The organism is Lentilitoribacter sp. Alg239-R112 (assembly GCF_900537175.1).
Lineage (GTDB): Bacteria > Pseudomonadota > Alphaproteobacteria > Rhizobiales > Rhizobiaceae > Lentilitoribacter.
This window is the reverse complement of sequence record NZ_LS999833.1, coordinates 986,159-1,009,222: the sequence shown is the minus strand read 5'-3', so window position 1 is coordinate 1,009,222 and position 23,064 is coordinate 986,159. Positions and strand designations below refer to the sequence as shown.

Annotated in this window: 22 protein-coding genes; 4 read left to right on the top strand and 18 right to left on the bottom strand. The window is 44.0% G+C overall.

The features are described 5' to 3' along the window. Window positions 1-81: 81 nt before the first annotated feature. The 6 genes from G3W54_RS05355 to G3W54_RS05330 all read right to left on the bottom strand — a co-directional run bounded on the left by G3W54_RS05355 (window position 82) and on the right by G3W54_RS05330 (window position 6,247). The gene (locus tag G3W54_RS05355; RefSeq protein ID WP_162652080.1) at window positions 82-777 is read right to left on the bottom strand and encodes an ABC transporter ATP-binding protein; all 696 of its coding nucleotides are present in this window, start codon (window positions 775-777) and stop codon (window positions 82-84) included. Next, window positions 770-1,501, bottom strand: a complete 732-nt coding sequence (locus G3W54_RS05350; protein ID WP_162652079.1) for an ABC transporter ATP-binding protein — start codon at window positions 1,499-1,501, stop codon at window positions 770-772. The genes G3W54_RS05355 and G3W54_RS05350 overlap by 8 nt, the downstream gene beginning before the upstream one ends. Continuing rightward, the gene (locus tag G3W54_RS05345) at window positions 1,489-2,433 is read right to left on the bottom strand and encodes a branched-chain amino acid ABC transporter permease (protein ID WP_162652078.1); all 945 of its coding nucleotides are present in this window, start codon (window positions 2,431-2,433) and stop codon (window positions 1,489-1,491) included. Before G3W54_RS05345 ends, G3W54_RS05350 begins: the two co-directional genes overlap by 13 nt. Continuing rightward, window positions 2,430-3,356, bottom strand: a complete 927-nt coding sequence (locus G3W54_RS05340) for a branched-chain amino acid ABC transporter permease (protein WP_162652077.1) — start codon at window positions 3,354-3,356, stop codon at window positions 2,430-2,432. Before G3W54_RS05340 ends, G3W54_RS05345 begins: the two co-directional genes overlap by 4 nt. A gap of 37 nt (window positions 3,357-3,393) precedes the next feature. After that, window positions 3,394-4,692, bottom strand: coding sequence for an ABC transporter substrate-binding protein (locus G3W54_RS05335; RefSeq protein ID WP_162652076.1), 1,299 nt, complete (start codon window positions 4,690-4,692; stop codon window positions 3,394-3,396). A 97-nt stretch (window positions 4,693-4,789) separates the two neighbouring features. Continuing rightward, window positions 4,790-6,247: a hypothetical protein gene (locus tag G3W54_RS05330; RefSeq protein WP_162652075.1), complete on the bottom strand. Its 1,458-nt coding sequence runs from the start codon at window positions 6,245-6,247 to the stop codon at window positions 4,790-4,792. A 59-nt stretch (window positions 6,248-6,306) separates the two neighbouring features. Here G3W54_RS05330 and G3W54_RS05325 point away from each other — a divergent pair, with 59 nt between their 5' ends. After that, the gene (locus G3W54_RS05325; RefSeq protein WP_162652074.1) at window positions 6,307-7,119 is read left to right on the top strand and encodes a copper chaperone PCu(A)C; all 813 of its coding nucleotides are present in this window, start codon (window positions 6,307-6,309) and stop codon (window positions 7,117-7,119) included. 149 nt (window positions 7,120-7,268) lie between these two features. Further along, complete coding sequence (locus tag G3W54_RS05320; RefSeq protein WP_197742794.1) at window positions 7,269-8,294, top strand: AraC family transcriptional regulator; 1,026 nt, start codon at window positions 7,269-7,271, stop codon at window positions 8,292-8,294. On the opposite strand, the gene G3W54_RS05315 is transcribed toward G3W54_RS05320, so the two are convergent. From G3W54_RS05315 to G3W54_RS05285, 7 genes are all read right to left on the bottom strand, one after another. Further along, complete coding sequence (locus G3W54_RS05315; RefSeq protein WP_162652073.1) at window positions 8,242-8,874, bottom strand: hypothetical protein; 633 nt, start codon at window positions 8,872-8,874, stop codon at window positions 8,242-8,244. The two genes, G3W54_RS05320 and G3W54_RS05315, sit on opposite strands and share 53 nt — an antisense overlap. Window positions 8,875-9,107: 233 nt before the next feature. Beyond that, window positions 9,108-9,872: an ABC transporter ATP-binding protein gene (locus G3W54_RS05310; RefSeq protein WP_162652072.1), complete on the bottom strand. Its 765-nt coding sequence runs from the start codon at window positions 9,870-9,872 to the stop codon at window positions 9,108-9,110. Then, window positions 9,872-10,738, bottom strand: coding sequence for an ABC transporter ATP-binding protein (locus G3W54_RS05305; protein ID WP_162652071.1), 867 nt, complete (start codon window positions 10,736-10,738; stop codon window positions 9,872-9,874). Before G3W54_RS05305 ends, G3W54_RS05310 begins: the two co-directional genes overlap by 1 nt. Next, a complete protein-coding gene (locus tag G3W54_RS05300; RefSeq protein WP_162652070.1) occupies window positions 10,731-11,669 on the bottom strand; it encodes an ABC transporter permease in 939 nt (312 codons plus the stop codon). Before G3W54_RS05300 ends, G3W54_RS05305 begins: the two co-directional genes overlap by 8 nt. Beyond that, window positions 11,666-12,724, bottom strand: coding sequence for an ABC transporter permease (locus G3W54_RS05295; protein WP_162652069.1), 1,059 nt, complete (start codon window positions 12,722-12,724; stop codon window positions 11,666-11,668). Before G3W54_RS05295 ends, G3W54_RS05300 begins: the two co-directional genes overlap by 4 nt. Before the next feature lie 12 nt (window positions 12,725-12,736). Beyond that, a complete protein-coding gene (locus G3W54_RS05290) occupies window positions 12,737-14,335 on the bottom strand; it encodes an ABC transporter substrate-binding protein (protein ID WP_162652068.1) in 1,599 nt (532 codons plus the stop codon). Window positions 14,336-14,377: 42 nt separating this feature from the next. Beyond that, on the bottom strand, window positions 14,378-15,463 hold the full coding sequence (locus G3W54_RS05285) for a dipeptidase (protein WP_162652067.1): 1,086 nt from the start codon (window positions 15,461-15,463) through the stop codon (window positions 14,378-14,380). A 126-nt stretch (window positions 15,464-15,589) separates the two neighbouring features. On the opposite strand from G3W54_RS05285, the gene G3W54_RS05280 reads away from it, so the two are divergent. Further along, window positions 15,590-16,495, top strand: coding sequence for a LysR substrate-binding domain-containing protein (locus G3W54_RS05280; RefSeq protein ID WP_162652066.1), 906 nt, complete (start codon window positions 15,590-15,592; stop codon window positions 16,493-16,495). 28 nt (window positions 16,496-16,523) lie between these two features. Here the strand turns inward: G3W54_RS05280 and G3W54_RS05275 are convergent, their stop codons facing one another. The 5 genes from G3W54_RS05275 to G3W54_RS05255 all read right to left on the bottom strand — a co-directional run bounded on the left by G3W54_RS05275 (window position 16,524) and on the right by G3W54_RS05255 (window position 21,792). Continuing rightward, complete coding sequence (locus G3W54_RS05275; RefSeq protein WP_162652065.1) at window positions 16,524-17,534, bottom strand: endonuclease/exonuclease/phosphatase family protein; 1,011 nt, start codon at window positions 17,532-17,534, stop codon at window positions 16,524-16,526. Next, complete coding sequence (locus G3W54_RS05270; RefSeq protein ID WP_162652064.1) at window positions 17,531-18,607, bottom strand: sn-glycerol-3-phosphate import ATP-binding protein UgpC; 1,077 nt, start codon at window positions 18,605-18,607, stop codon at window positions 17,531-17,533. Before G3W54_RS05270 ends, G3W54_RS05275 begins: the two co-directional genes overlap by 4 nt. 9 nt (window positions 18,608-18,616) lie before the next feature. Next, window positions 18,617-19,408 (bottom strand): ABC transporter permease subunit, encoded by a 792-nt coding sequence (locus tag G3W54_RS05265; RefSeq protein ID WP_244627903.1) that lies wholly within the window; start codon window positions 19,406-19,408, stop codon window positions 18,617-18,619. A 124-nt stretch (window positions 19,409-19,532) separates the two neighbouring features. Continuing rightward, complete coding sequence (locus tag G3W54_RS05260; protein WP_162652062.1) at window positions 19,533-20,414, bottom strand: ABC transporter permease subunit; 882 nt, start codon at window positions 20,412-20,414, stop codon at window positions 19,533-19,535. Between the two features lie 70 nt (window positions 20,415-20,484). Further along, entirely contained in the window at window positions 20,485-21,792 is a 1,308-nt protein-coding gene (locus tag G3W54_RS05255) for an extracellular solute-binding protein (protein ID WP_162652061.1), read from the bottom strand. 270 nt (window positions 21,793-22,062) lie between these two features. Between G3W54_RS05255 and G3W54_RS05250 the strand changes: the two genes are divergently transcribed. Beyond that, entirely contained in the window at window positions 22,063-23,058 is a 996-nt protein-coding gene (locus G3W54_RS05250) for a BMP family protein (RefSeq protein ID WP_162652060.1), read from the top strand. Window positions 23,059-23,064 lie beyond the last annotated feature (6 nt).

Below are 23,064 nucleotides of genomic sequence, written 5' to 3'. Positions count from 1 at the left end.
ACGAATATCTGCCAAATAAACAATGTCGATAACTTTGGTACTGGTTCAAACAGATTGTTAGAATTTAGTTGGGAACTTAGATCAGACACCCAGATATTTTCTTATCTTTTCGGGTGAAGTCTTCAAGGCTTCTCCCGAAATAGTTTCGACTGACTTCCCATTCTCAATAATCGTAACTTTATCGGCAATTGATACAACTGCATCCACTTGTTGTTCCACCAATATAATTGCAAATCCCTGATCACGCATTTTAATGACGACTTGGCGAATTTGTTCAATCATGGACGGTTGTAACCCTTCAGTGGGTTCGTCAAGAAGTAAGACTTTGGGCCGCAATGCCAGCGCGCGCGCCGTGGCCAACATCTGCTGTTCACCGCCCGAAAGTGTGCCCGCTTGCTGCCCCAGTCGATTTTCAAGAGGCGGAAACAGATCTAAAATCCAATTCCTTGTATCAGGGCTGACTTTGCGAGTCATAAGACCAATTTCAATGTTCTCGCCTACTGTAAGTTCGGGGAACAAGCGTCTCCCCTGCGGAATATAACCAATGCCCAGTTTCGGAATTTCATGCACCGGTAGAGTGTTCAAGCTTTGACCGTCGAGTAATACATCACCTGACAATGCAGGAACAATTCCCATAATAGTTTTTAATAGTGTGGTTTTGCCAGCACCATTACGGCCCATAACGCAATGTATCTCTCCCGATTGCGCAGTTAACGATACGCCATGGAGAACAGTGACCTGGCCATAGGCCGAATTGAGACCTCTTACTTCAAGCATTTTCTGTCGTACCTAAATATGCATTTTGCACGGCTTCGTTCTCATGGATTTCCTTGGGAGTTCCTTCCGCAAGTAGTTCACCAAAATTTAATACCGCTATGTGATCCGCTGTTTGCATAACAACATCCATATTGTGTTCAATGAGTAAGATGGTTGTATGCTTGGAAAGAGATTTCATAAGAATAACAAAATTCTGAATTTCGGATTCGGCTAAACCTTGCGTTGGTTCATCAAGAATAAATAGTTTGGGTTCTTGTGCCAGCCCCATGGCAATTTCTAACATTCTTTGGTGACCGTAACTCAAATCCCCCGCTGTTTGTTCACGACGGTCAGCTAAACCAATTCGATCGAGCACTTCAGTAACTTTTAGTTTTACTGCATTTTTCGTTCTTGCTTTCAACTGACGAGCAGCAAGTTCTACGTTCATCTCCACACTCAGGCCAGCAAAAATTGAGGTGATCTGAAATGTATAAGCAATGCCCAGCCCAATGCGCTTGTGAGCAGGAAGGTGGCTAACATCATTTCCTTCAAAAAGTACTTTACCTTCACTTGCTTCAATGCGTCCGCATAACATGCCAACAAAGGTGGACTTACCAGCACCATTTGGCCCAATCAAAGCTGTGATTTTTCCCTCGGGCAAAGAAAAATCAATATTGTGATTAGCACGTACGCCACCATAGGATTTGCTCAAGCCGCGCGTTTCAAGGATGTTTACGGGAGCCATTTAAAGTACCTCCGTTTCAACTCACCAGCGATACCCTGCGGAGCAAATACGGTTAGCAGAACCAAGACTAGTCCCGCGATAAGCATGTAAGCGGGCGTAATCGCACTTGAATAATCGATCAGATAGAACATGAATATTGTGCCAATTAATGGGCCGATCGTTACACCCGCACCGCCAAGCAGGACCCATAGGAGAGGGAAAATTGAATATTGGACAGTTGCAAATGTCGCGCCCGCATATCCAAAAAGTAATGCATAGGCAGCGCCGCCTGCGCCAGACATTACTGCGGAAATTACAATGGCTTGCAATTTTAACAAGGTTACATCGTAACCCAGCATTTTTGCCCGTTGCTCATTTTCCCTGATTGCAATGAGCGCCAGCCCAAATCCGGATCGGACAATGTAAGCAATGATAAAGAAGCAGATAGAAAACAGAAATAACGCTGCGTAGAACCTTCCGGCCGGACTTGTAAGGTCAATATTGCCGAGCATGCGATCTGCTTGTTGTATGACAAAACCTTCGTCACCACGCGTATATTCACCAAAATAGAGAATTGTCAGATATCCAGCCTGAGCAAACATAAGTGTGACGATCATGAATGCCACCCCTGTTGTTCGCAAAGCAAGGAAGCCGATTGCCAACCCGACAATTGCAGTCACCACAAGCCCTGCAGCAAATGCTGTAATAGGGCTGAAATCAAAAAACTGCATGGTCAGGCCTAAGCCATACATCCCGGCAGCAAAGAACAACGCATGGCCTAGGCTGAGCAGCCCCGTATAACCAAATAGAAGATTATAGCCCATTGCATAAACCGTGAGCACCAAAATACGGGCCAGATTTCCTGAATGGTATTCAGGAAGTATAATGAATGAGCATGCTAAAATTACGACGATGCCTATGTGAAGAAGGTTAGAGCGGTGGGAATTTGTCATGTCTGATATTTCCCCATCAATCCTCGCGGACGAAATACCAAAACCATAGCAACCAGAACAGTTGCGATAATTTTTGCAAGGGTTGGTGAAAAGAAGACTGATATAATGCCATCACTCATGCCAATTAAAACGGCTGCAATGACAGTTCCTGGTAGGCTTCCCAAACCACCAATTATAACGACGATGAAAGAGAGAAGTAGTGGGTCATGGCCCATCAGATAATGAGCTTGTTGAACCGGAACAATAAGAACTGCACCGATAGCAGCTAACCCAGCGCCAAGCCCGAAAACCCACGCATAGACTTTTTTAACAGGGATCCCAAACGCACCTGCCATTTCTTTATCTTGTTGGGTCGCGCGCATGATCAGCCCAATCTTGGTTCTGGTCATGAGCATCCAAAGTGCCAATAAGATCGTAATCGCAGCAAAGATTACGAATAGCTTGTAGCTGGTGATAGAGAGGCCCCAAGGCCAAATCATCTGAAAACCCTGATCCCCAAATTCAAACCAAGGTAGGGCTAATCGATGATTAAACGGAGCCTCCACTGGTCGTGCATCCGGACCAAAGGTCATCAATGTAACCTGTTGAATGATGTATAGAAGACCAATTGTGCCAACAATTGTTCGATCAGGATCATAATCAATTTTCTGTAAAATAAGCCTGTCAGCAAAAGCTGCAATGACACCAACGACGACGGGAGCGATGAGTAGGGCAGCGATAAATCCCAGTGCGGGATGGCCGGTTACTAAACTTGTAACCCACCATGCAACAACAGCGCCGAGCATGAAGAACTCACCATGCGCAACGTTTACAACGCGCATAACGCCGAACACAATGCTTAAACCCATCGCCGTTAGAATAAGAACAGCGGAGATGACGGCCCCTTCAAGAGAGGCCAGCATCAAATGAGGACCAAAATCCATTATTGTCTCACAGTTATTTCAAAGTTCTATTCAGCGATTAAAATGTCTGCGTTGTATAATCGACTTCGTCTTCATATAGGGTGTCTTCAATCGATGTCGTGTGTGCAAGAATAAGTTTTCCATCGGTGACTTTGGAAATATATTGATGTCCGAATGTTTGGTGGGTCTTGCCATTAAAGCGTTTCGTGCCCTGAGGATGATCATCTGATAGTGGCATGTCCGACATTGCTTCTACAGCTTCGATCAGTTTCGCACGATCTTTTGGACCCTGATAGTCGGAGGCTTCCATACCTGCTTTAACGATATTCAGAGTTTCCCAACAGCCAAACATATGAGCGTAGGTGGAGACATCCTTTGAATCACTTGTTGAAGCACCGTTCTCATCAACGCCAACCGCTTCACGATACATTTTGTCGTGAGATGTCTGATCTGCCTGAGCGTAACGAGGCATTCCCTCCCAGAAGTATGTTCCTTCCAAGAATTCTAATCCGGGGCTCGCAAGATCAGTTGCTTCCAGGCTATCGATAAAGCCAAAAATTTCTGGTTTGTTTGGACCAAAGAATTCCCCAAGCTCTTTAACAAATGTTAGAACAGCGGGGCCAACCATGACGTGGTATACAACATCAGTATCACGAGGAATTTTCGGGAAGTACTTTGTAAATGATGTTTCAGCAGGTGGGACAGCAATTTTTGCAACGACAGTTCCTCCTTCGCGTTCAATCGCTTCACTGAAGAAATCTCGGTGGTCATGTCCAAACGCAAAGTCAGGATAGATCATTGTGACCTTCTTACCCAAATTCGCGCCAATATATGGAGCCATTGCCTGCACCTGACTCTTAACATCTGTAATGCCCGGCTGAAGCGTATATCTATTGAGTTTTCCGCTTGCGACGTGGTGACCTTCTGAAACAACAAAATAAGGAAGTTTGAGTTCACCCGCTCGAGGAGCAGAACCAAATACAACATGACTAAATAAGGTACCAAAAGCGATGTCACAATTATGTTGACTTGCAAATTTTTCTACAACTTCCGCACCACGTTTTGGGTCTGTACCATCATCCTCGGCTACGATTTCAACAGATCGCCCGTTGATGCCCCCCATATCGTTAATTCGTTTTACAGCTGCCATTGTTGTGCGATCATACCAGCGACCATAGGCCGATCCGATTCCAGTTCTGTGGACTTGAAATCCAATTTTAATCGGCTCAGAGGTTTGTGCCTGAGCGTAACCCATCATTTTTGGAAGGCCTGTCGTGGCCAATAGAGCACTCGCTCCGATTCCTTTAAGGGCACCGCGACGCGTGAATTGTGATGAACTTTGTTTCTTTTTTGTCATATTGTTCTCTCCAAAAATCTATTATTCAATCCCAATGATTGATAGTTTGTATGTATACTAACGAATTGTCCAGTTTTTTTTAATCGTCGGAATTTGTCTATGCTCCTCTAGGTGAAGCGAGTAACCACAAGCCAAACCAAGTATAGGCCGACATAAATAATGCAATAGGTGTGTGAAAAAGAATGGCGTCTCTGCGCTTTGAGAATAGTTTTGCTATCATGAAATGAGCCATAAGTGCTGCGATAATATGCCCGGCAACCACCACACCTGCTTGTGTTAGCCAGATTTTTTTAACCTCCGAAACATCATTTAAAAAACCTGCTGTAACTTGATAATTTGCTAAGCGGAGATAATTTGCTCCGTTAGAAAGCGGATCAGATATTGCTGCGATGAAATACTGCACGTCCACCATAAGAGATGTTAGATAATGGGAAAAGTGATAAACGGCTGCAATCGGCAAAACGGAAATCGTTAAGGTGCTAAATGCCGTTCCAAAATCAATCGCACTATTTTCCTTAGCAGCGTTTGGTATCGACGCCACGTCTAGTATTTTCAAACCAATATAAATACTCGCTGCAAAAATTGCATAAAGAAGAATATTTGCCATCAACATTCCGCCTGTTGACTGGAAAACAACTGCTGAACGGCCTGGGAATGCAAGCGGATTGATACCTATTTGCCCAAGCCACCAAAATGTCTCATTCACTCCGTCAAAGCTTCCAGATGCGAGTACTGTGAGAAAAAACAAAGCTTGCGATATTGAATATTTTCCATTCTGGACAGCTTTCCAACCCGGTAGCCCAAAAGACAAACCGCCGCCATTCGGCTCGATTTTAATGGGAGATAATAGCGAGAAGAATTTGAATAAGATCGTAAAACATTCAACTCTTTCCAGCCAATCTTTAGCGCCAAAAGTTATCATGCCAATAAAGGTGAAGACGAGGTATACAAACACAACGTTGGATAATCGGGCCGGGTCTGCGGGGGCTATATCGGCAATAATAAAAATGTAAAAAGCAATAAATAGAATTATAGCCGGACTATGCCCAATCTGCGTTGGAAGTTGCAGCCATTTTTTTGAGTTACCTAAAACCTGATTATAAAAACCCGTCCAGGGATTAATCCAACTCCAAATGTTTCCTAGGATGCAATGTACGATGAAAATTGCAATCCACCAGAATGTCCAGATGGTCAACGGAAGTAAATTAGTAAGCGGATCACGTGAGCCAAATGACCCGATGTTAATCAAAGCAATGATAATTATGAGTGACATGATGCTGACCATGTCTTTTAAGAAGTGGTTTTCTAGTATAAAATCACAATTTGAAAACCTGATCTTGAACGGAGTGAAAATCAGAAATATTTTATCGTGTTGTAAAAAAGCCAGGATGATCATAGATACGATCACGGCAAGGCAGCCGCTTAAGATATAGGTGTCCGTTGGCAATAGAAGAACAATGCCTTGTTCGGAAACGTGAGCGTTCACAAATTCTGAATTAATAAGCAGAACGAGCATTGTCATCAAAGCTGTTTTACCGACATAACAAACATTCATATCTTGATACCTAAAGAATAGACAGCAACGTTAGTATGCCAATAAAATGGACATGTGCAATGAAATCCAAAATCAAACAACTTATTCTTATCATATTGATTTTTGTATCAATTGGAATGCTTTGGATCCTAAATGGTTCGAAATCACCAATATTGTTCTCGGATGTTCGCGCCGTTCCAGTGAGCGAGAACATGTATGCTGTGTATATGTCGATGGAGAATAATGGTGCACCAGACACCCTTACTTCAGTGACAGCAAAGGATGCTGAAAAGGCGTTCTTCATGGGGAATACATCCGATAAAGGGTTGGCAGTTCCGCAAGGTGCCAAGCCAAGCCTGTCGCCCGATGGTGTGCATGTAATGCTTATGCTTAACGGTGTAAACAAGAAAAATGGTGAATTCATTCCTCTTGTTCTGCAGTTTGCGAAAGCTGGATCTGTTCCCGTCAAAGCTGTTATATCAGATATGTCGAAAATGGGTGATATGTCGTCGGATGCAGTGGATGGGAAAATGGACCATTCAATGCATAGTGCAGATGCTGTCTTTAATGTCGAAAGTGGGCTTAATATTCCGCGAGTGGAAATGTCAGTTCAAAAAGCTGAAAATCATGAATGGATGATTGATTTGACCACTCAAAACTTTGAATTCTTTGAACCAGAAACTGATCCAGCTGCACACAAGAACGGACAGGGGCACGGTCACCTATATCTAAATGGGTTAAAGCTCCAAAGAATGTATTCCTTGAATGCAAGAATTGGCAAACTTCCACCCGGAGAGCATATCGTATCCATCACACTAAATACCAATGACCATAGAGCCTACGCTACCAATGGGATGCCCATATCTGCAAGCATGACTATCCGTGAAGAATAGTATGTACATTTAGAATAGTTGCTCTGTCTATGATGATTTAGCGTTCGGTATTGCGATTCCAAACCACAATTAGAGTATCAGATATATTCGAATTTAATTTTTGATGATATGTACTTCTCATCTCAGGCACTAGAGAAGAGTTGTAGTTCGTGATAACATTTCCGCTTGTTTGGATTGTGAGCATCTTAACAATCATCGCTGCATTTGCCCTTTCGCAAAATGACCGGGTCATTTTCCAAGCACGGTTTTATCTAACTGCATTTTTTCTATTGTTGGCTGTGATTGGACTGCTTTTAGGAATGCGTTTATCATTCCAATCTCAATTGGCGGCAGATCTACAGCCTCTCATCGCCGTAATGATTGCGCCGTCGGCTTATCTTGGTTTTAGGGCACTCACACAAGAGACGCCGTCACCCTTTAAACAGCTATTTTATTGGAACTGGTTGCCTGTACTGGTCTCACAAGCTGTGATGATAGCAAAAATCTTGGTGTCGGCTGATTTTTTTATACTCGGGATTACTGGTATCTATCTCATTAAAACTGCTGGATTATTAAGGTATGAAAGTGATGCTTTTAAGCAAATTCCACCCAATGGATTGAACATCGTGCGGGCAGCTATATCTGCGACAGTGTTTTTGTTTGCGATGATGGTTACTCTCGATGGTTTGATAATTGTAGCGGCGATTTTTGCTGACAATGTATCCGTTGTAAAATATGTAACTGGCGTATCAGGCCTGTTTACCGCATTTATTTTCATTGTTGCCTTACTCGGCTTGCCTTTGATTTTACGAACTTCAATTTCAGATACAACTGCTTGCAAAGAACCAACCGATCAGGACGTTGAGATGATAGCTAGATTGGAAAAAATGATGGTTGAAAAGAGGCTATACACTGATAGCAATTTAACGCTGGCGCGTGTTGCTAAAAGGTTATCTGTCCCGGTTCGTAATGTCTCCGAAGCTATTAACAGATCAACGGGTGAAAATTTTTCCCGTTATATAAATAATTATCGCATATCGCTTGCAAAAAAGATTTTGAGTGAAACAGATTTGCCAATAACTGAAGTGATGTTTGAAGCTGGATTTGTTAGCAAATCCAGCTTCAATACAGAGTTTCGCCGGCTCACAGGTTTGACACCCTCACTTTATAGGGAAAGTCTGAGTAATAGTAATTAATATTAGTACGTATTGGACTGATTTCAGAGCATTTAATAGATGTTATTTCGGGTCCAAAAATATCAGCAAACAAAGAGCTTCCAACATTTACTATAAAGCCGTAGTTATGTTCAAAACCGTCTTCAACAATGATATCAGCAGATGGGTCATTATTGAGGCTACTTGTTCTAAACATATCGCTTACGATATCTTCGCCTCTTTGTATGTTTTCGATGATACGTTTATTACGCAATATCATTTGAATTGGCGGGGCTTTATGAGCAGAAATATTTCGGCCTTCAAAATCGCCGGCAATGAACCTTACACGAAGTGTTTGGCATTTGTTTGTTTGAGCGCTTCTTAAATATGCCACTCCCGTTCCTGCAATACCTCTAAGTTGGAGTAGCGTAATTTCTCGTGGAGACTTTATGATGATAATCCCGTATGCTCCAGCAGGTATAATATGCCCCGTACTTGTTTTAACTGCCGAGGTTATTGGCCAATCTGTACTCGGCAGCAAACCTGATGCATGGGATGGACATGATGTCAGCAGAAGCGAGAATAGCATGACGCGGAATTTGATACGGTTATTTTTTAACATAAGCTAAAGTGTCCTTGGTTCAGATGAATAGGGAAGCGGTTTGCTTCTTATGTTTTCATCTAACTAAGGTCATTTTGTTTAACGCCCGAGATCATGTATTCAAACGTTCGGTATCACGATTGAGAACTGCCGGAGCGTAATCGGACACTCCACGAGACTCGATATTTATGTCATTGCATGGTTGAACAACGTAATAATATGGATGTATTTCGGTTTGAGAACGTCATGCGGCTTTACGCTGTGGATGATCTAACATATCCCATAGAGCTTTTAAGAAGATGCTTTGTATAGTCGGCCTTTGGTTGCATATTTCGCATGTCTTCGACGGACATAATTTCGACTATTTTTCCGTTTTGCATAACAGCAATCTGCGAGCACATATGACTAACCACGGCCAAATCATGAGAAACCATGACATAGGTTAATTTATATTCGCGCCTTAGGTCATCAAACAAATTCAAAATTTCAGCCTGAACTGAAACATCCAGAGCTGAGGTTGGTTCATCCAGCAATAGGATTTTTGGTTCGGCACAGAGGGCTCGTGCAATCGCAACCCGTTGCCGCTGACCACCTGAGAGTTGGTGAGGATATCTGAACCGGAATGCGCCACCCAGACCAACATCATCCAGAAGTTTGATAATTTTATTGTCTATATCTTTCATGCCATGAAGATAAAGCGTTTCGCTTAAAACTTGATCGATTGTATGCCGTGGATGAAGGGATGCGTAAGGGTCCTGAAACACCATTTGTACTGTGCGATAAAAGTCAGTCGAACGTTGCTTATCCAGAGCCTTCCCAGCAATTTCTATCGTGCCAGACCAATCGGGTACTAAGCCGGTAATCGCTCTCAAAATAGTAGATTTTCCAGACCCGCTTTCGCCGACCAGGCCAAAAGATTGACCAGATTCAACATATAGGGACGCATCAATAACGGCATCTACCCGGTTAGCGCCTGCGCCAAACCAAACATTCAGTTTTTCAATCTTTAGATTACTCATTATACGCTCTCTACACTCTCAGCGTCGCGCCATGCTGGATCTCGTTTCAACACTTCAAGGCGTTTGCTTGGTTGGTCCAACCGTGGAAGGGAGTTTAATAATCCTCTGGTATAGGGATGCTTGGCGTTGTGTAGCTCGCTTGCAAGACATGTTTCAACAACTCGTCCAGCATACATAATCAAAACGCGGTCACAAAAGGATGAAACCAGATTTAAATCATGACTGATGAAAATAAGCCCCATTCCTCTTGCAGTCACCAGCTTATCCATGATCGACAAAACTTCTGTTTGAACAGAAACATCCAGTGCAGAAGTTGGTTCATCCGCGATTAGAATTTCTGGATCGGGAATAAGCATCATGGCAATCATGATACGCTGCCCCATACCACCAGACATTTCATGCGGGTAAGCATTGAACACCCTTTCAGGATCACGAATAGAAACGGCTTCCAGCATTTCAATAGACTTACGCCTGGCGTCCGCTTTAGTCGTTTTCGCATGAAGGCTATAGGCCTCCATTATTTGATCACCAACCGTCATAACCGGATTGAGAGAAAATTTGGGGTCCTGCATGACCATGGATATCTTTTGACCGCGAACTGCACGCATGTCCCGTTCTGACAGCTTCATCAGATCCTGACCATGAAGGTTTATATGATCTGCTGCCACGATACCCGGCTTTCTGATTAATCTTAGAATCGCTCGACCTGTCATCGATTTACCAGAGCCAGACTCTCCTACAATGCCCAGTCGCTCACGACCGAGGGAGAATGAGACACCACGAACGGCATCAAAAGTACCTGATCGTGTAGGGAATTTGACCCAAAGGTTGGAAACATCAAGTAAGTTTTCATCAGATTTATTCATCTCCGGCATCCTTCGGATCGAGAACATCGCGAAGTCCATCTCCTAGGAGGTTGAACCCCAGACTAACAGTGAAAATTGCCAAACCAGGCAATGTTGCAACCCACCAGAAATCAAGAATAAACCGTCGTCCTTCCGAAACCATTGCACCCCATTCTGGTGATGGAGGTTGAGCGCCTAATCCGAGAAAGCCCAGACCAGCTGCGGCGAGAATAATTCCTGCCATATCCAGTGTTACTCGGACGATTAGAGAAGAAATGCAAAGCGGCCAGATGTGTTTCGTTACAATTCGTAACGGCCCGGCACCTTGCAGTTTTACTGCGTTGATATAGTCCGCACCACGTATAGTAAGTGTTTCGGCACGCGCAATGCGGGCATAAGGCGGCCACGCGGTAAGGGAAATAGCGATGACCGCATTTTCAATACCTGCACCTAAAGCGGCAACAAATGCCAACGCTAGCACAAGGCGAGGAAACGCTAAAAAGACATCAGTGATCCGCATCAATACGGCATCAGTCCAGCCACCAAGATATCCGGCAACTGTTCCAACAAATAAACCTACGATTGGAGCAATCAATGCAACAAGCGCCACGATATATAGAGTAATTTGAGACCCGTAAATTAGGCGACTTAAGATATCTCGCCCGAGAGAATCTGTTCCTAAAATATGACCTTCAGTGCCCATTGGAGATAATCGGTTAGCCAGATCTTGAGCGAATGGGTCTTTAGGGGCAAGCCATGATGCGAAGAAAGCAATCAGGACTAGGCCGATTAAAATGCCCAAACCGATCATGGCAAGCTTGTTAGCTTTAAGCGTTAACCAACCTTGATAAAAAGATGCAAGACGAGCATGACGTCGCGAGGTTGGTGTTTGCGTTAGTAGCCACTGACGCAAAGTTTCCTTTTCGTCGGGAATGATGTTTGGTGTACTCATTTTGCCCTCGGATCAAATACTTTATAAAGAAGGTCAGAAAGGATGTTGAGGCAGACAAAAATAAGTCCAACGACAATCGTGCCGGCTAAAACCGCATTCATATCGGCTGATAAAAGTGCGGTTGTGATATATGAGCCAATACCCGGCCAAGAAAAAATGATTTCCGTCAGAACTGAACCTTCAAGAAGATTGGCGTAGCTAAGTGCGATAACGGTGATAAGCGGAACCTTGATATTGGCAAATGCGTGACGCCATATCACAGCCCATTCAGACATTCCTTTTACGCGTGCCGTTGTGATATATTCAGCGCTCATTTGCTCGAGCATGAAAGAACGTGTCATACGGCTGATATAGGCTAAGCTATAATATCCAAGCAGCGAGGCGGGCAAAATAATGTGACTTACAGCATCCCAAAATACATCCCATTGATTATCTAAAATACTATCAACAAGAATAAGGCCAGTGACAGTGGGAACTATATCTACATAGAAAATGCCAAGGCGCCCGGGTCCACCAACCCAACCTAAAATGCCATAGAAAACTAAAAGGCCCATAAGGCCAAGCCAGAAAATTGGCATCGAATAGCCAACAAGTGCGACAACACGTGCGATCTGATCAATCCAACTACCGCGTTTGACTGCAGCGACAACGCCGAGTGGAACACCAAGCACAACACCAATGATGGTACCAATCGTGGCTAGTTCCAGAGTTGCGGGAAAGACGCGAATAATGTCCTCGACCACGGGACGGCCATTTAAACGTGAAAACCCGAAGTCTCCGTTTAGAACATCCCAAACATAGCTTGCAAATTGGGCGATAACAGGCCGATCAAGACCCATTTCAATGTACATAGCATCATATGCTTCTTTTGATGCGCGTTCACCCAGTACAGAGATAACAGGATCGATGGGCATAACACGCCCAATCACAAATGTTATGAATAACAGGCCCAACATCGTGACCGCGATTGAACCAAGAGTTTTAAGCACTTTGATTCCGGCAGAAGTAAAGGGCAGCGTTAGCCGCCCTTTCTCCGATTTTTCGATTACTGACATAAAAGCCAAATCCTACTTCGTTACTTTCCAGTATGCCGCAGCTGTAATAGCGCCACCGATATCGAAGTTTTTGACGTCCTCATCACGAGCTGTCTGTTCAATTTTCTGGAACATAACCGTAAATGGAGATTCCATTTGGTGCTTACGTTGCATGTCCATGTACATCTGCGCACGTTTCTCACGGTCTGGCTCGATAACAGCAGCTTCAACTGCTTGGTTCATATCACCTGGATCCCAAGCATTACGATAAGCCAGCAAGCCTGTAGCTTTAACTTCGTCAGAGTTATCTGGATTATATGCAAATGTACCAGCATTTGTTTGTGGATCAGGATAATCAGGTCCCCATGCGCCCATATACATATCAAGCTCACGAGCGCGATAACGCGTCAAGATCTGCTTTGCTGTACCAACAGTGATGTTGAGCTTAATACCAACTTGAGCAAATGTGTTTTGCAGAGATTGTGAAATTTCAATGCGTTCTTGTGCTTCGCGCACACCAACTTCGATCTCAAATTCACCAGCACCAGCTTCTTTCAGTAAAGCCTTTGCTTTTTCAATATCGAGACTAAATGGTTTTTCTTCCAGTGCACCAAGATATGTTTGTGGCAAGAAAGCCTGATGAATAGCATACTGCCCTTTAAGGAAGCTGTTTTTCATACCTTCATAGTCAACCAGATAACGCATTGCTAAACGAACTTTCGGTTTTGAAAGTTCAGGGTGTTTTTGGTTAACCGCAGTGTACATAAGGCGCCCGCGCAAATCGTTATCGATTACAATGCCTTCTGCTTTCGAAGCGCCTGCGATATCTTCTGGGTTGAGGTTACGCGCGATATCAATGTCGCCTTTTTCAAGAAGTAGGCGCTGTGTCGCGCTTTCTTGTACGTGACGTACGATAACGCGTTTCATGGCTGGTGCACCGAGGTAGAAATCCTCATTCGCCTGTAGTGTAACAGACTCATTTGGTTTCCAATTCACAACACTATACGCCCCCGCGCCAGCAGAGTTGGTTTTTAGCCAAAGGTTACCCATGTCACCGTCGGCCTCATTGGCCATGACAGTTTTCATGTCAACAATGCCGCCAATTGTTGCGGTTAGGCAGTTGAGAACGAATGAAGTTGCATACTTTCTATCAGTCGTAATGCTTAGTTTGTTGCCGTCAGCTTTGATCGTTTGTTCAATATTTTCAGGTGTGAAACCAAACTGAGTCAAAATAAATGATGGTGTCTTCTTCAAGATCACAGCTCTACGCAAAGAAAATTCTGCATCTGCCGCGGTAACCGGATTTCCAGATTGGAACTTCACACCTTCACGCATTGTGAATGTAATGGTTTTTCCATCTTCTGAGACTTCCCAGCTTTCGGCCAGGTCTGGCTTATAGCCAGCCTTCAAATCCAATGGATCCAAATTGACGAGTTTTGCATAAACATTGCGGATCACATCACTGCCGGCAAACTCAAAAGATTCAGCCGGATCAAGTGTTGTTATGTCATCAATGCGGTTTGCAATAACCAGCATGTCTGCCGGTGTTTCAGCCATTGCAGCGGGAAGCCCGCCAAAGGCAATTGTCAGGCCGATTGTCGTACCGGCCATTAATTTCGTAAATCTATTCATGAGTTTTACTCCCTTACTCATTTAGTTTTTGATTATTGTTATTTATTCGTTCCATGTTTTCCCAAGTACTCTTAGCCAATTGTTGTGGCATAACTTGATAAGTAGGTTCTCATCAAAGCCATAAGAGCGCATTGTTTCCAGCAAGTTGGGTAAATCAGAAATGCTGGAAATTTTATCTGGTACAACCGCACCATCATAATCAGATCCAAACCCAACTCGGTCTTCTCCTAACTTTTCTATTAGGTAATCAAAGTGACGAACAACAAGTTCCAAGTCAATATTTGAGATTTTTTGACCGTCAGACCGCAAAAAAGAAACAGAAAAGTTTACACCGACCATTCCGTCACTTTCAGCGATAGCTGCCAGTTGTTTATCTGTCAGGTTTCGTGAGCTTTCACACAATTTATGCGGGTTTGAATGTGTTGCAACCAATGGTGCATCACTATGTTTTGCAACATCCCAAAAACCAGCTTCGTTAAGGTGTGAGAGGTCAATCAGAATACCTAGCTCGTTGCAACGTTTCACGAGTCGGACACCGTGCTCAGTCAAACCCTCCCCAATATCGCCATCGCTCGGGAAACGAAAGGGAACGCCGTGACCGAAAATGGTTGATCGGCTCCAAACCGGACCTAGCGAGCGTAATCCTGCCCGATAAAATAAATCAAGCGCATAAAGGTCCTCATCTATCGCTTCCGCGCCTTCTATATGCATGATTGCAGCTATTATGCCATTTGCCATACATTCGCGTAATTCTGAAGTTGTCGTACAAACTTTAAGCGCGCCAATTTTTTCCAAATGATGGAGAATGGCGACTTGTTCTTGTGCGAAAGGTGTCGCTTTGGAAAATGGAATAGGTTCCGGCAATGGCAAATCAAATGATGGTTGGCTCATTGCTTTGAGACGAAGCTTTTCGTCGGTGGGTGAGGGGATATAAATCGCAAAGAAACCGCCGCCAAACCCGCCAGTTTTAGCGCGTTTGACATCAATTGCTCCATCCCAACCTGTTAAAAAACTATCAGCTACGTCCAGTCCGCCAATTTTCATGAGTTTTGACAGGACATCATTATGTCCATCAAAGACCAGAGGAAAACCTGTCTCGGATATCAAATCGGCATTACTGGAATGCATTTAGCTATTCAACTCCCCAGATATAAAGAACGTGAAATGAGGTTATCACTAAATTTCATAATTCCCATCAAATAAGTTATGAGTTTATATCATAGACCAATGCATAATATTAAAACGGAGTCACCCATGAGGGAAAACTGGCATAGCCTTCGAGAATATCAGACATTACGATCAATCTTGGAAGGTGGAACAACGATATCGGCGGCGCGACGTTTAGGATTGTCTCAATCGGCTATTAGCCGCTCATTAAGCAGCCTTGAGGCGCGCATTGGTCATGCTTTGTTTAATCGCGAAGGCGGACGGCTTGTACCAACGATTGAAGCGATAGAATTAAATGCGAAACTGGACAATCTGTTTCTGGCTCTCAATGAAATAGATCAGCCAAAGTTACCTGCAAAAGAAACATTACGGATTATAGCACCGCCCAGTTACGCTCATCGGTTGCTTATTCCCCATATTGCCAAGTTTCTTACCCATAACCCGAACTTTTTTATCAGCCTGGAGGTTGGAACCACAGATGATGTCATTAGCGGTGTTTTGGAAAATAGATTTGATATCGGCTTTACTGGCGTGGAGCAAAGTCGAGCTGGGTTAAGTCTTACACCTTTTCGTAAATCAGGTGCAGTCTGTGTCATGCCATTAAACCATGAATTGGCGAAGTTAGATGCCATAACGCCAATGGATTTAGATCGACAACGGTTGATTGCGCTTACATCTCGCCATCAACGTCGCAATCAGTTGGAAAAACTCGTTCATGAAGCAGGGGTAAGCATCGAGATTGTCGCGGAGGTCGGAACATCGGTGTCTGCGATCGAGCTTGCTCGGCGTAATCTTGGTATTGCAATCGTCAATCCATTTCCGACAATTGCCGACGAAAATAAAAATTTGGAAGTTCGGACATTTATCTCTCCCATCAGGTATCACAGTTACTTTGCTCTCAATGACTTGCAGCCAGTATCAAGAGTGGCACGAGCGTTCATGGGGCATATCAGAAGCTTCTCGCGAGATAACCAGTTCTCCGATAGGGTCTAGATATTTGCCCGCGATGGATTAGCCATATTCAGATTTGTATTTCGAACTTTCCAACGAGGAGCTCATGATCAGATAATGGGACACCGTAATCATCAAGTGCTTCAATGATCTGCGTTCTCTCAGCTTTCAAGTCTCTGTGTGCCAGCCAGTCCAGTTTCATCTTTTTGTCAGGAAATCTGGTCAGTCGACTTGGTCTTGTCGTTGTGCCATCATCATTGCTGGACCATGAATATCCTTGCCGCTCAGCAGCTTCAAACAATGTTTCCCGTTTCCAGTCGGGGTCGGGAAGATTGTTTCCGGTGTTTAGATCGCCACCAATTATCACGGGCATATCAGGCGCAAAAATATCCACGGCTGCCATAATCCGATCCATTTGTGACTGACGAGCAGCGATACTTCCCGCACTTTCTAAATGTGTTGAAACGGTGCAAATAAGACCACCCGCTGTTTCCAAAATAGCAGCAACAGCAACGCGGCCGCCAACGCGTGGCTCGTTAGCATTGGCATCGGACTTACAGAACCAATGGCCATGGTCATCAAGGCGAATAAGCGCAACGTCTTTAGGCTTGGTTCGGCTTAGTAAGGCATTCCCGTGCCACCCAAATTCATTGAAATTATCTGTCGCCAGTTCAATTTCAATGGCGCTACCAAGATCAAGCTCATAAAATTCCAACACATAAGCATAGTTCATGCCCAACAGTTCGGCGATTTCGCGCGTTGTGTTTTTCTGACCGGTCCGAGCCATACCACTGTCCATTTCAGACAGAAGTACAATGTCAGGCGCACGACTTTGTAATAATTTTGCACTGCCCTTTACATCGAGGCAGCGTTCTACATTCCACGCAGCAACCGTCAGATCGTGAGGTAGGGGCGCGTCTTGTGATACTACTCCCCCAATCTCAATGAGATGCATTGCTGAAAGCTCGTCCATCAAAGCGCGGTGGTGAGATGATGTTCTCTCTGCAGTCTCAATCTCTTGTTTTAGCTGAGGCGGAACTTGTGGAAGTTTACCGCATGTCTTGGTTTCGAACAGCTTCATGTGTTCTTTAACTCGATACGTGTGCCTTTATCTTTGTCGAATATGTGCAAATTTTCTGGATTCAACGCTATGTGTAGATCACCATCAGGCAATCTGTTTTCTTGTGGAAGATTAACTATGAAAGGTGTATGTCCCAGCTTGCCATGAACCAATCTTGTCGCGCCGAGTTCTTCTGTAAAATCATGAGAAAACGGCTGTGTCACCCCGTTTGGAACATTGGAGATCTGAACTTTTTCCGGCCGAATGCCGACAAGAACATCACCATCTTCTGTTGGTTCGGATGAAAGTTTAATATCTCCCAACTCCCCCAGTGAAAGTTTTCCAGTTTTATCGAGTTCCCCCGGTATCATATTCATCGGAGGAGCTCCCATGAAGCTGGCGACGAATGTGCTGGCTGGTTTATTATAGATTTCATCAGGCGTTCCAACCTGTTCGATATGTCCACCATTTAGTACTACAATTCTGTCGGCCATTGTCATGGCTTCCACCTGATCATGTGTCACATAAATCGATGTTGTTCCTAATTGGCGTTGAAGCTTACGAATTTCGATGCGCATTTGACTGCGTAACTTGGCGTCCAAGTTAGAAAGGGGCTCATCAAATAAAAACAATGCAGGATTACGCACAGTTGCCCGACCCATGGCAACGCGTTGTCGTTGACCGCCTGACAATTGACTTGGTTTGCGATCTAGAAAATCCTCTAAGTTTAACATCTTGGCAGCTTTTTTCACCGCCGCATCAATTTGAGCCTTATCGAATTTACGATTACGCAGGCCATAGGCCATATTGTTGTAAACAGTCATGTGAGGATAGAGCGCGTAGTTTTGAAACACCATCGCAATGTCCCGCTCGGCAGGGTCGACATCATTGACCTTTTTGTTGCCGATAAACAAATCACCATTTGTTATTTCTTCAAGGCCTGCCACCATGCGCAGTAAAGTGGATTTACCGCAGCCAGACGGTCCGACAAGTACAATGAATTCGCCATCCTGAATATCCAAATTTGCTCCATGCACAGCTTTAAAGCCGTTGGAATATACTTTTTGAATGGTTTTGAGTGATACAGTCGCCATTGGGATTTCCTATTTATCAGACTCTGTCAGGCCCTTGACGAACCAGGATTGGAAGAAGATGACGATGAGAACCGGGGGAAGCATTGTGATGATCGTTAATGCTAGTCCTACGCCATATTGAGGGATTGCGTTGCTGTCGGTAAACGACTGAATGATGTTCTTAATGCCGCGCACTAAAGTGAACATGCTTTCTTCTGTCGTAATCAGAGTGGGCCATAAATACTGGTTCCAGCCGAAGACAAACATGATGATGAACATGGCGGCAATCATTGTACGTGATAAAGGTATCAAAATGTCGATAAAGAATTTGAAAGAACCTGCACCATCAATACGTGCGGCCTCTACTAACTCTTCTGGCACTGAGCGGAAAAACTGCCGGAAGAAAAACGTACCTGTTGCAGATGCAATGAGAGGCACGATTAGACCTGTGTAGGTGTTTGCCAGCCCAAAACTATGGACAACTTCGTACGAAGGCAGAATGCGAACTTCCAAGGGTAGAAGTAAAGTGGTGAAGATGATCCAAAAAGCAAAAGTTGCAAATCGAAACCGGAAATAAACAATCGCATAAGCTGCCATCATAGATACGATAATTTTGCCAATGGCAAATCCTAGTCCCAATATGAGCGAGTTGGAGAGCATCGTTAGGCCATCAATGGTGCCACTAAAACCACCAGCTTCAAACATGGCCCGGTCATAGTTCTCAATAAATTTGTCGCCCCACGTCCATTGAAGGCCGGTTCGTGAAAATGCTAAATCATCGTGGCTGGATGTCAAAAATGTTAGAACCACTGGCGTTAACATAAATAAGGATCCCAGTACTAAAATCGCGTGATCACCAATGATTTCCCATTTGATGGGTTTTCGCGATTTGGTTTGGATCGCAGCACTTGCGGTTTGCGCAGGATTTAAAATGGTCATGACATTCTCACGTATAATGTATCCGGCGCTCAATCAGCCGGAATTGAAAAATGGTCAGGGCTAAGACAAGGAGCATCAATATGACCGATTGCGCTGACGAACCGCCCAGATCATTTCCTCGAAAGCCATCGACAAATACTTTGTAAACCAGTGTAAATGGATTGTTCCCGGGTTCGCTGCGCAACATCACATCAATCACACCAAACGTATCAAACAATGCATAGGTAATATTCGTGATCAGGAGGAAGAATGAGGTGGGCGCGAGTAAAGGAAATGTAATTGTCCAAAAACGATTTATACCGGAATTATTATCAATAATTGCCGCTTCACGGATAGAACGTGGAACCGATTGCAGGCCAGACAGGAAGAAGATAAAATTAACAGGCACCTGTTTCCAGATAGATACGATAATCATGGCAATGGCGGTATCATTGTAATTTACACCGACAATAAATTCATAGCCAAAAAGCGCAAATAACTGGGTCAAGAGGCCATGGTTTTGATAAAATAAACTGACACCTAGTAATCCGGCTACAGGCGGTGCAACTGCATATACCCACATCAATAATGTCTTGTAGGATGATGCGCCTTTCAGAACTTTATCGGCTTTTACAGCAAATAATAAACCCAAGGCGAGGGAGAAGAATGTGACAGAGCCTGTAAAGAGAAGCGTGAACCCTGCAACACGTATATATTCGGAATTGTTAAACAGGTTTGTATAATTGTCTACACCCACAAAAGAAGAGCTAAACCCAAATGGGTCTTGTAGATAGAAAGACGATGAGACCGCTTGCAGAGCTGGCCAATAAAAAAATATTACAATGATGCTTAGCTGAGGGATCAGCAGGAAAAGTGGCATCCAGGGGTTGGAAAAGGCGGCGCGCTTCACGATAGATGACTTTCTAAATATTTGGGTGGATGGTCAAAGACCACCCACCCAACTTGTTGATGGTAGAAATTTATGAGTTGTTCTGTGTTTTCGCAAAGCGAGCCAGAAGCTCATTAGCTTCTTTTTCAATTGCAGCAAAACCATCTTCAACAGTTGTTTCACCTGTTAGGATACGGCCGTATTCACGGTTCATAACGTCACGAATTTGAACATAGAAGCCCATACGGTAGCCTTTAGTCCAATCACCAGCTGGCAAAGACAATTGCTGGATGCCAACTTCAGCGGCAGGCGCTTCTTTATAGTAACCATCTTTTTGAGCTAGCTCGTAAGCAGCTTCGGTAATTGGCACATAACCTGTTGCCTTATGCCAAAAATATTGCGTTTTTGCAGATGTAAGGAAACGAAAAAACTCAGCAGTCGCTTTGTTTTCAGCTTCTGATTTTCCTGACATTGCAAACAATGCAGCGCCACCGATAAATGTTTGTTTCGGCTCTTTCGTCACACCTTCCCAATAAGGAAGCATTGTTGCCGAAAACTTGAAATCAACTTTTTGCTGCAAACCACCGAATGAGCCTGAAGAACCAAGCCACATTGCAGATTTACCTTCTTCGAAAGGTTTCGCATTGTCGCCCCAGCCAGTGCCGAGCCATTCAAACAAACCTGCATCTTTCCACTCCTTTAAAGCAGTAAAGTGAGCTTTGATTGCTGGGTGGTTAATGTTGATTGTTGTATCAGCGCCATCATAACCATTGTTGTTGGATGCAAACTGGATGTCGTGACGAGAAAAGAAGTTCTCAGTAAAAATCCATGGAAGATGCGATTGAGTAAGAGGGATATAGCCCGCTTCTTTCAATGCTGGTGCTGTTACTGAAGCATATTCTTCCCATGTTTTTGGAGCTGTTACACCAGCTTTAGCCATGGCTTCTTCGTTGAAATACATAATTGGTGTTGAAGAGTTAAACGGCATGCCGATCATCTTGCCATTTGTATCTGCGTAGAAATAACGGACACCGGCGATATAATCATTAATGTCGAAGTCAACGCCATTTTCAGAAAGCAGGTCTTGCACAGGAACTGTTGCGCCTTTTGCGCCAATTACAGTGGCAGCGCCAGCATCGAATACTTGCAGGATATTTGGTTGCTCACCTGCACGGAAAGCCGCGATTCCAGCTGTCAAAGCTTCCTCATAAGTGCCTTTAAAAACTGGTGTGATTTTATACTCATCCTGACTGGCATTGAAGTCTTCAGCGATCTGATTAACAGTTTCACCAAGCTGGCCGCCCATAGCGTGCCACCAGTTAATGTTAGTTTCAGCAAGTGCTGCTGTGCTGGATGCCGACGCGAGCAGAGCGGCTAATACGATTTTACGAAGGGACATTTTGATCTCTTTCAAATTGATGGATACGAGTAGGGCTAGCTTTCAGCAAATTTTGAAGAAGCTAATTACCCGCTATTTACAATTTCAGTGACCTACCGCTTAAGTTTTTCATTTTGCTGACAGTTTCATGTCTTTTACGTGACAGAAGAAGTTCTTTTGTTGCCAAGAAACAGCATAATTCTCGATGAAAGTTTAGGCATTTGAATTGCTTGACACATATTTGGTCAGCTCATATTGTTTGTGTGAAATCATCAAAAAAGGAACGGCTTTATGACGAAAAATAATAATGATGCTCTTGTCTCACGGCGATTTATGCTTGCTTCAGGCTTGGCACTGGGTGCGAGTGCTTTGGTGCCTTCAGTACGTGCCGCAAGCCCAATCAAGGTTGCAGGTATTCACGGCTCACCTGTCGAAAATGCATGGAATTCAGTTCTTCATAAAGCCTTGCAAGACGCTGCAGCAGAAGGTGTGATCGAGTATGTGTTCTCAGAAGGCGTGTCAGGTACAGATTATCCACGCGCGATGAGCGAGTATGCTGAACAAGGTGCTAAACTAATAATCGGTGAAACTTTCCCTGTGGAAAAACAAGCTCGTTCAGTTGCAGCTGATTATCCTGAAACATCGTTTGTTATGGGGTCAAGCGGTACGTTCTCAGGCGATAATTTCGGAACATTTGGAACCTGGAACTTTGATGGCGCCTATCTTGCAGGTATGCTTGCGGGTAAAATGACAAAATCCAATATTGTTGGTTCTGTTGGTGCTATTCCAATTCCTGAAGTTAATATGCTTATCAATGCATTTGCAGCTGGTGTTAAGGCAGTTAATCCGGATGCTAAACATCTTACGAGCTTTATTGGTACATTCTTTGATCCTCCGAAAGCACGTGAAGCTGGTTTGGCTCAAATCGATGCGGGTGCTGATATCCTGTTTGGTGAGCGAATCGGTACAGCTGATGCAGCCAAAGAGCGTGGAATTAAGTCCATTGGTTCTCTGATCGATTATACATCGCGCTATCCTGATACAGTTTTTGCAAATGCATTGTGGAATTTCCGTCCAATATTAAATGCTGCAATTGCTGATGCTGTTGCTGGAAAACCTGTTGGGCGTGAATATACATCTTATGGTTTGATGAAAGAAGGTGGCAGCGATATCGTCTATGTAAAAGGGTCTGCCCCTGCTGAAGTGGAAGCAGAGATGGAAGCCGTTCGAGCACAGATTAAAGCGAGAACATTTGAAGTTCCACAAAATATGGCTGAACCGACTTAACGCACG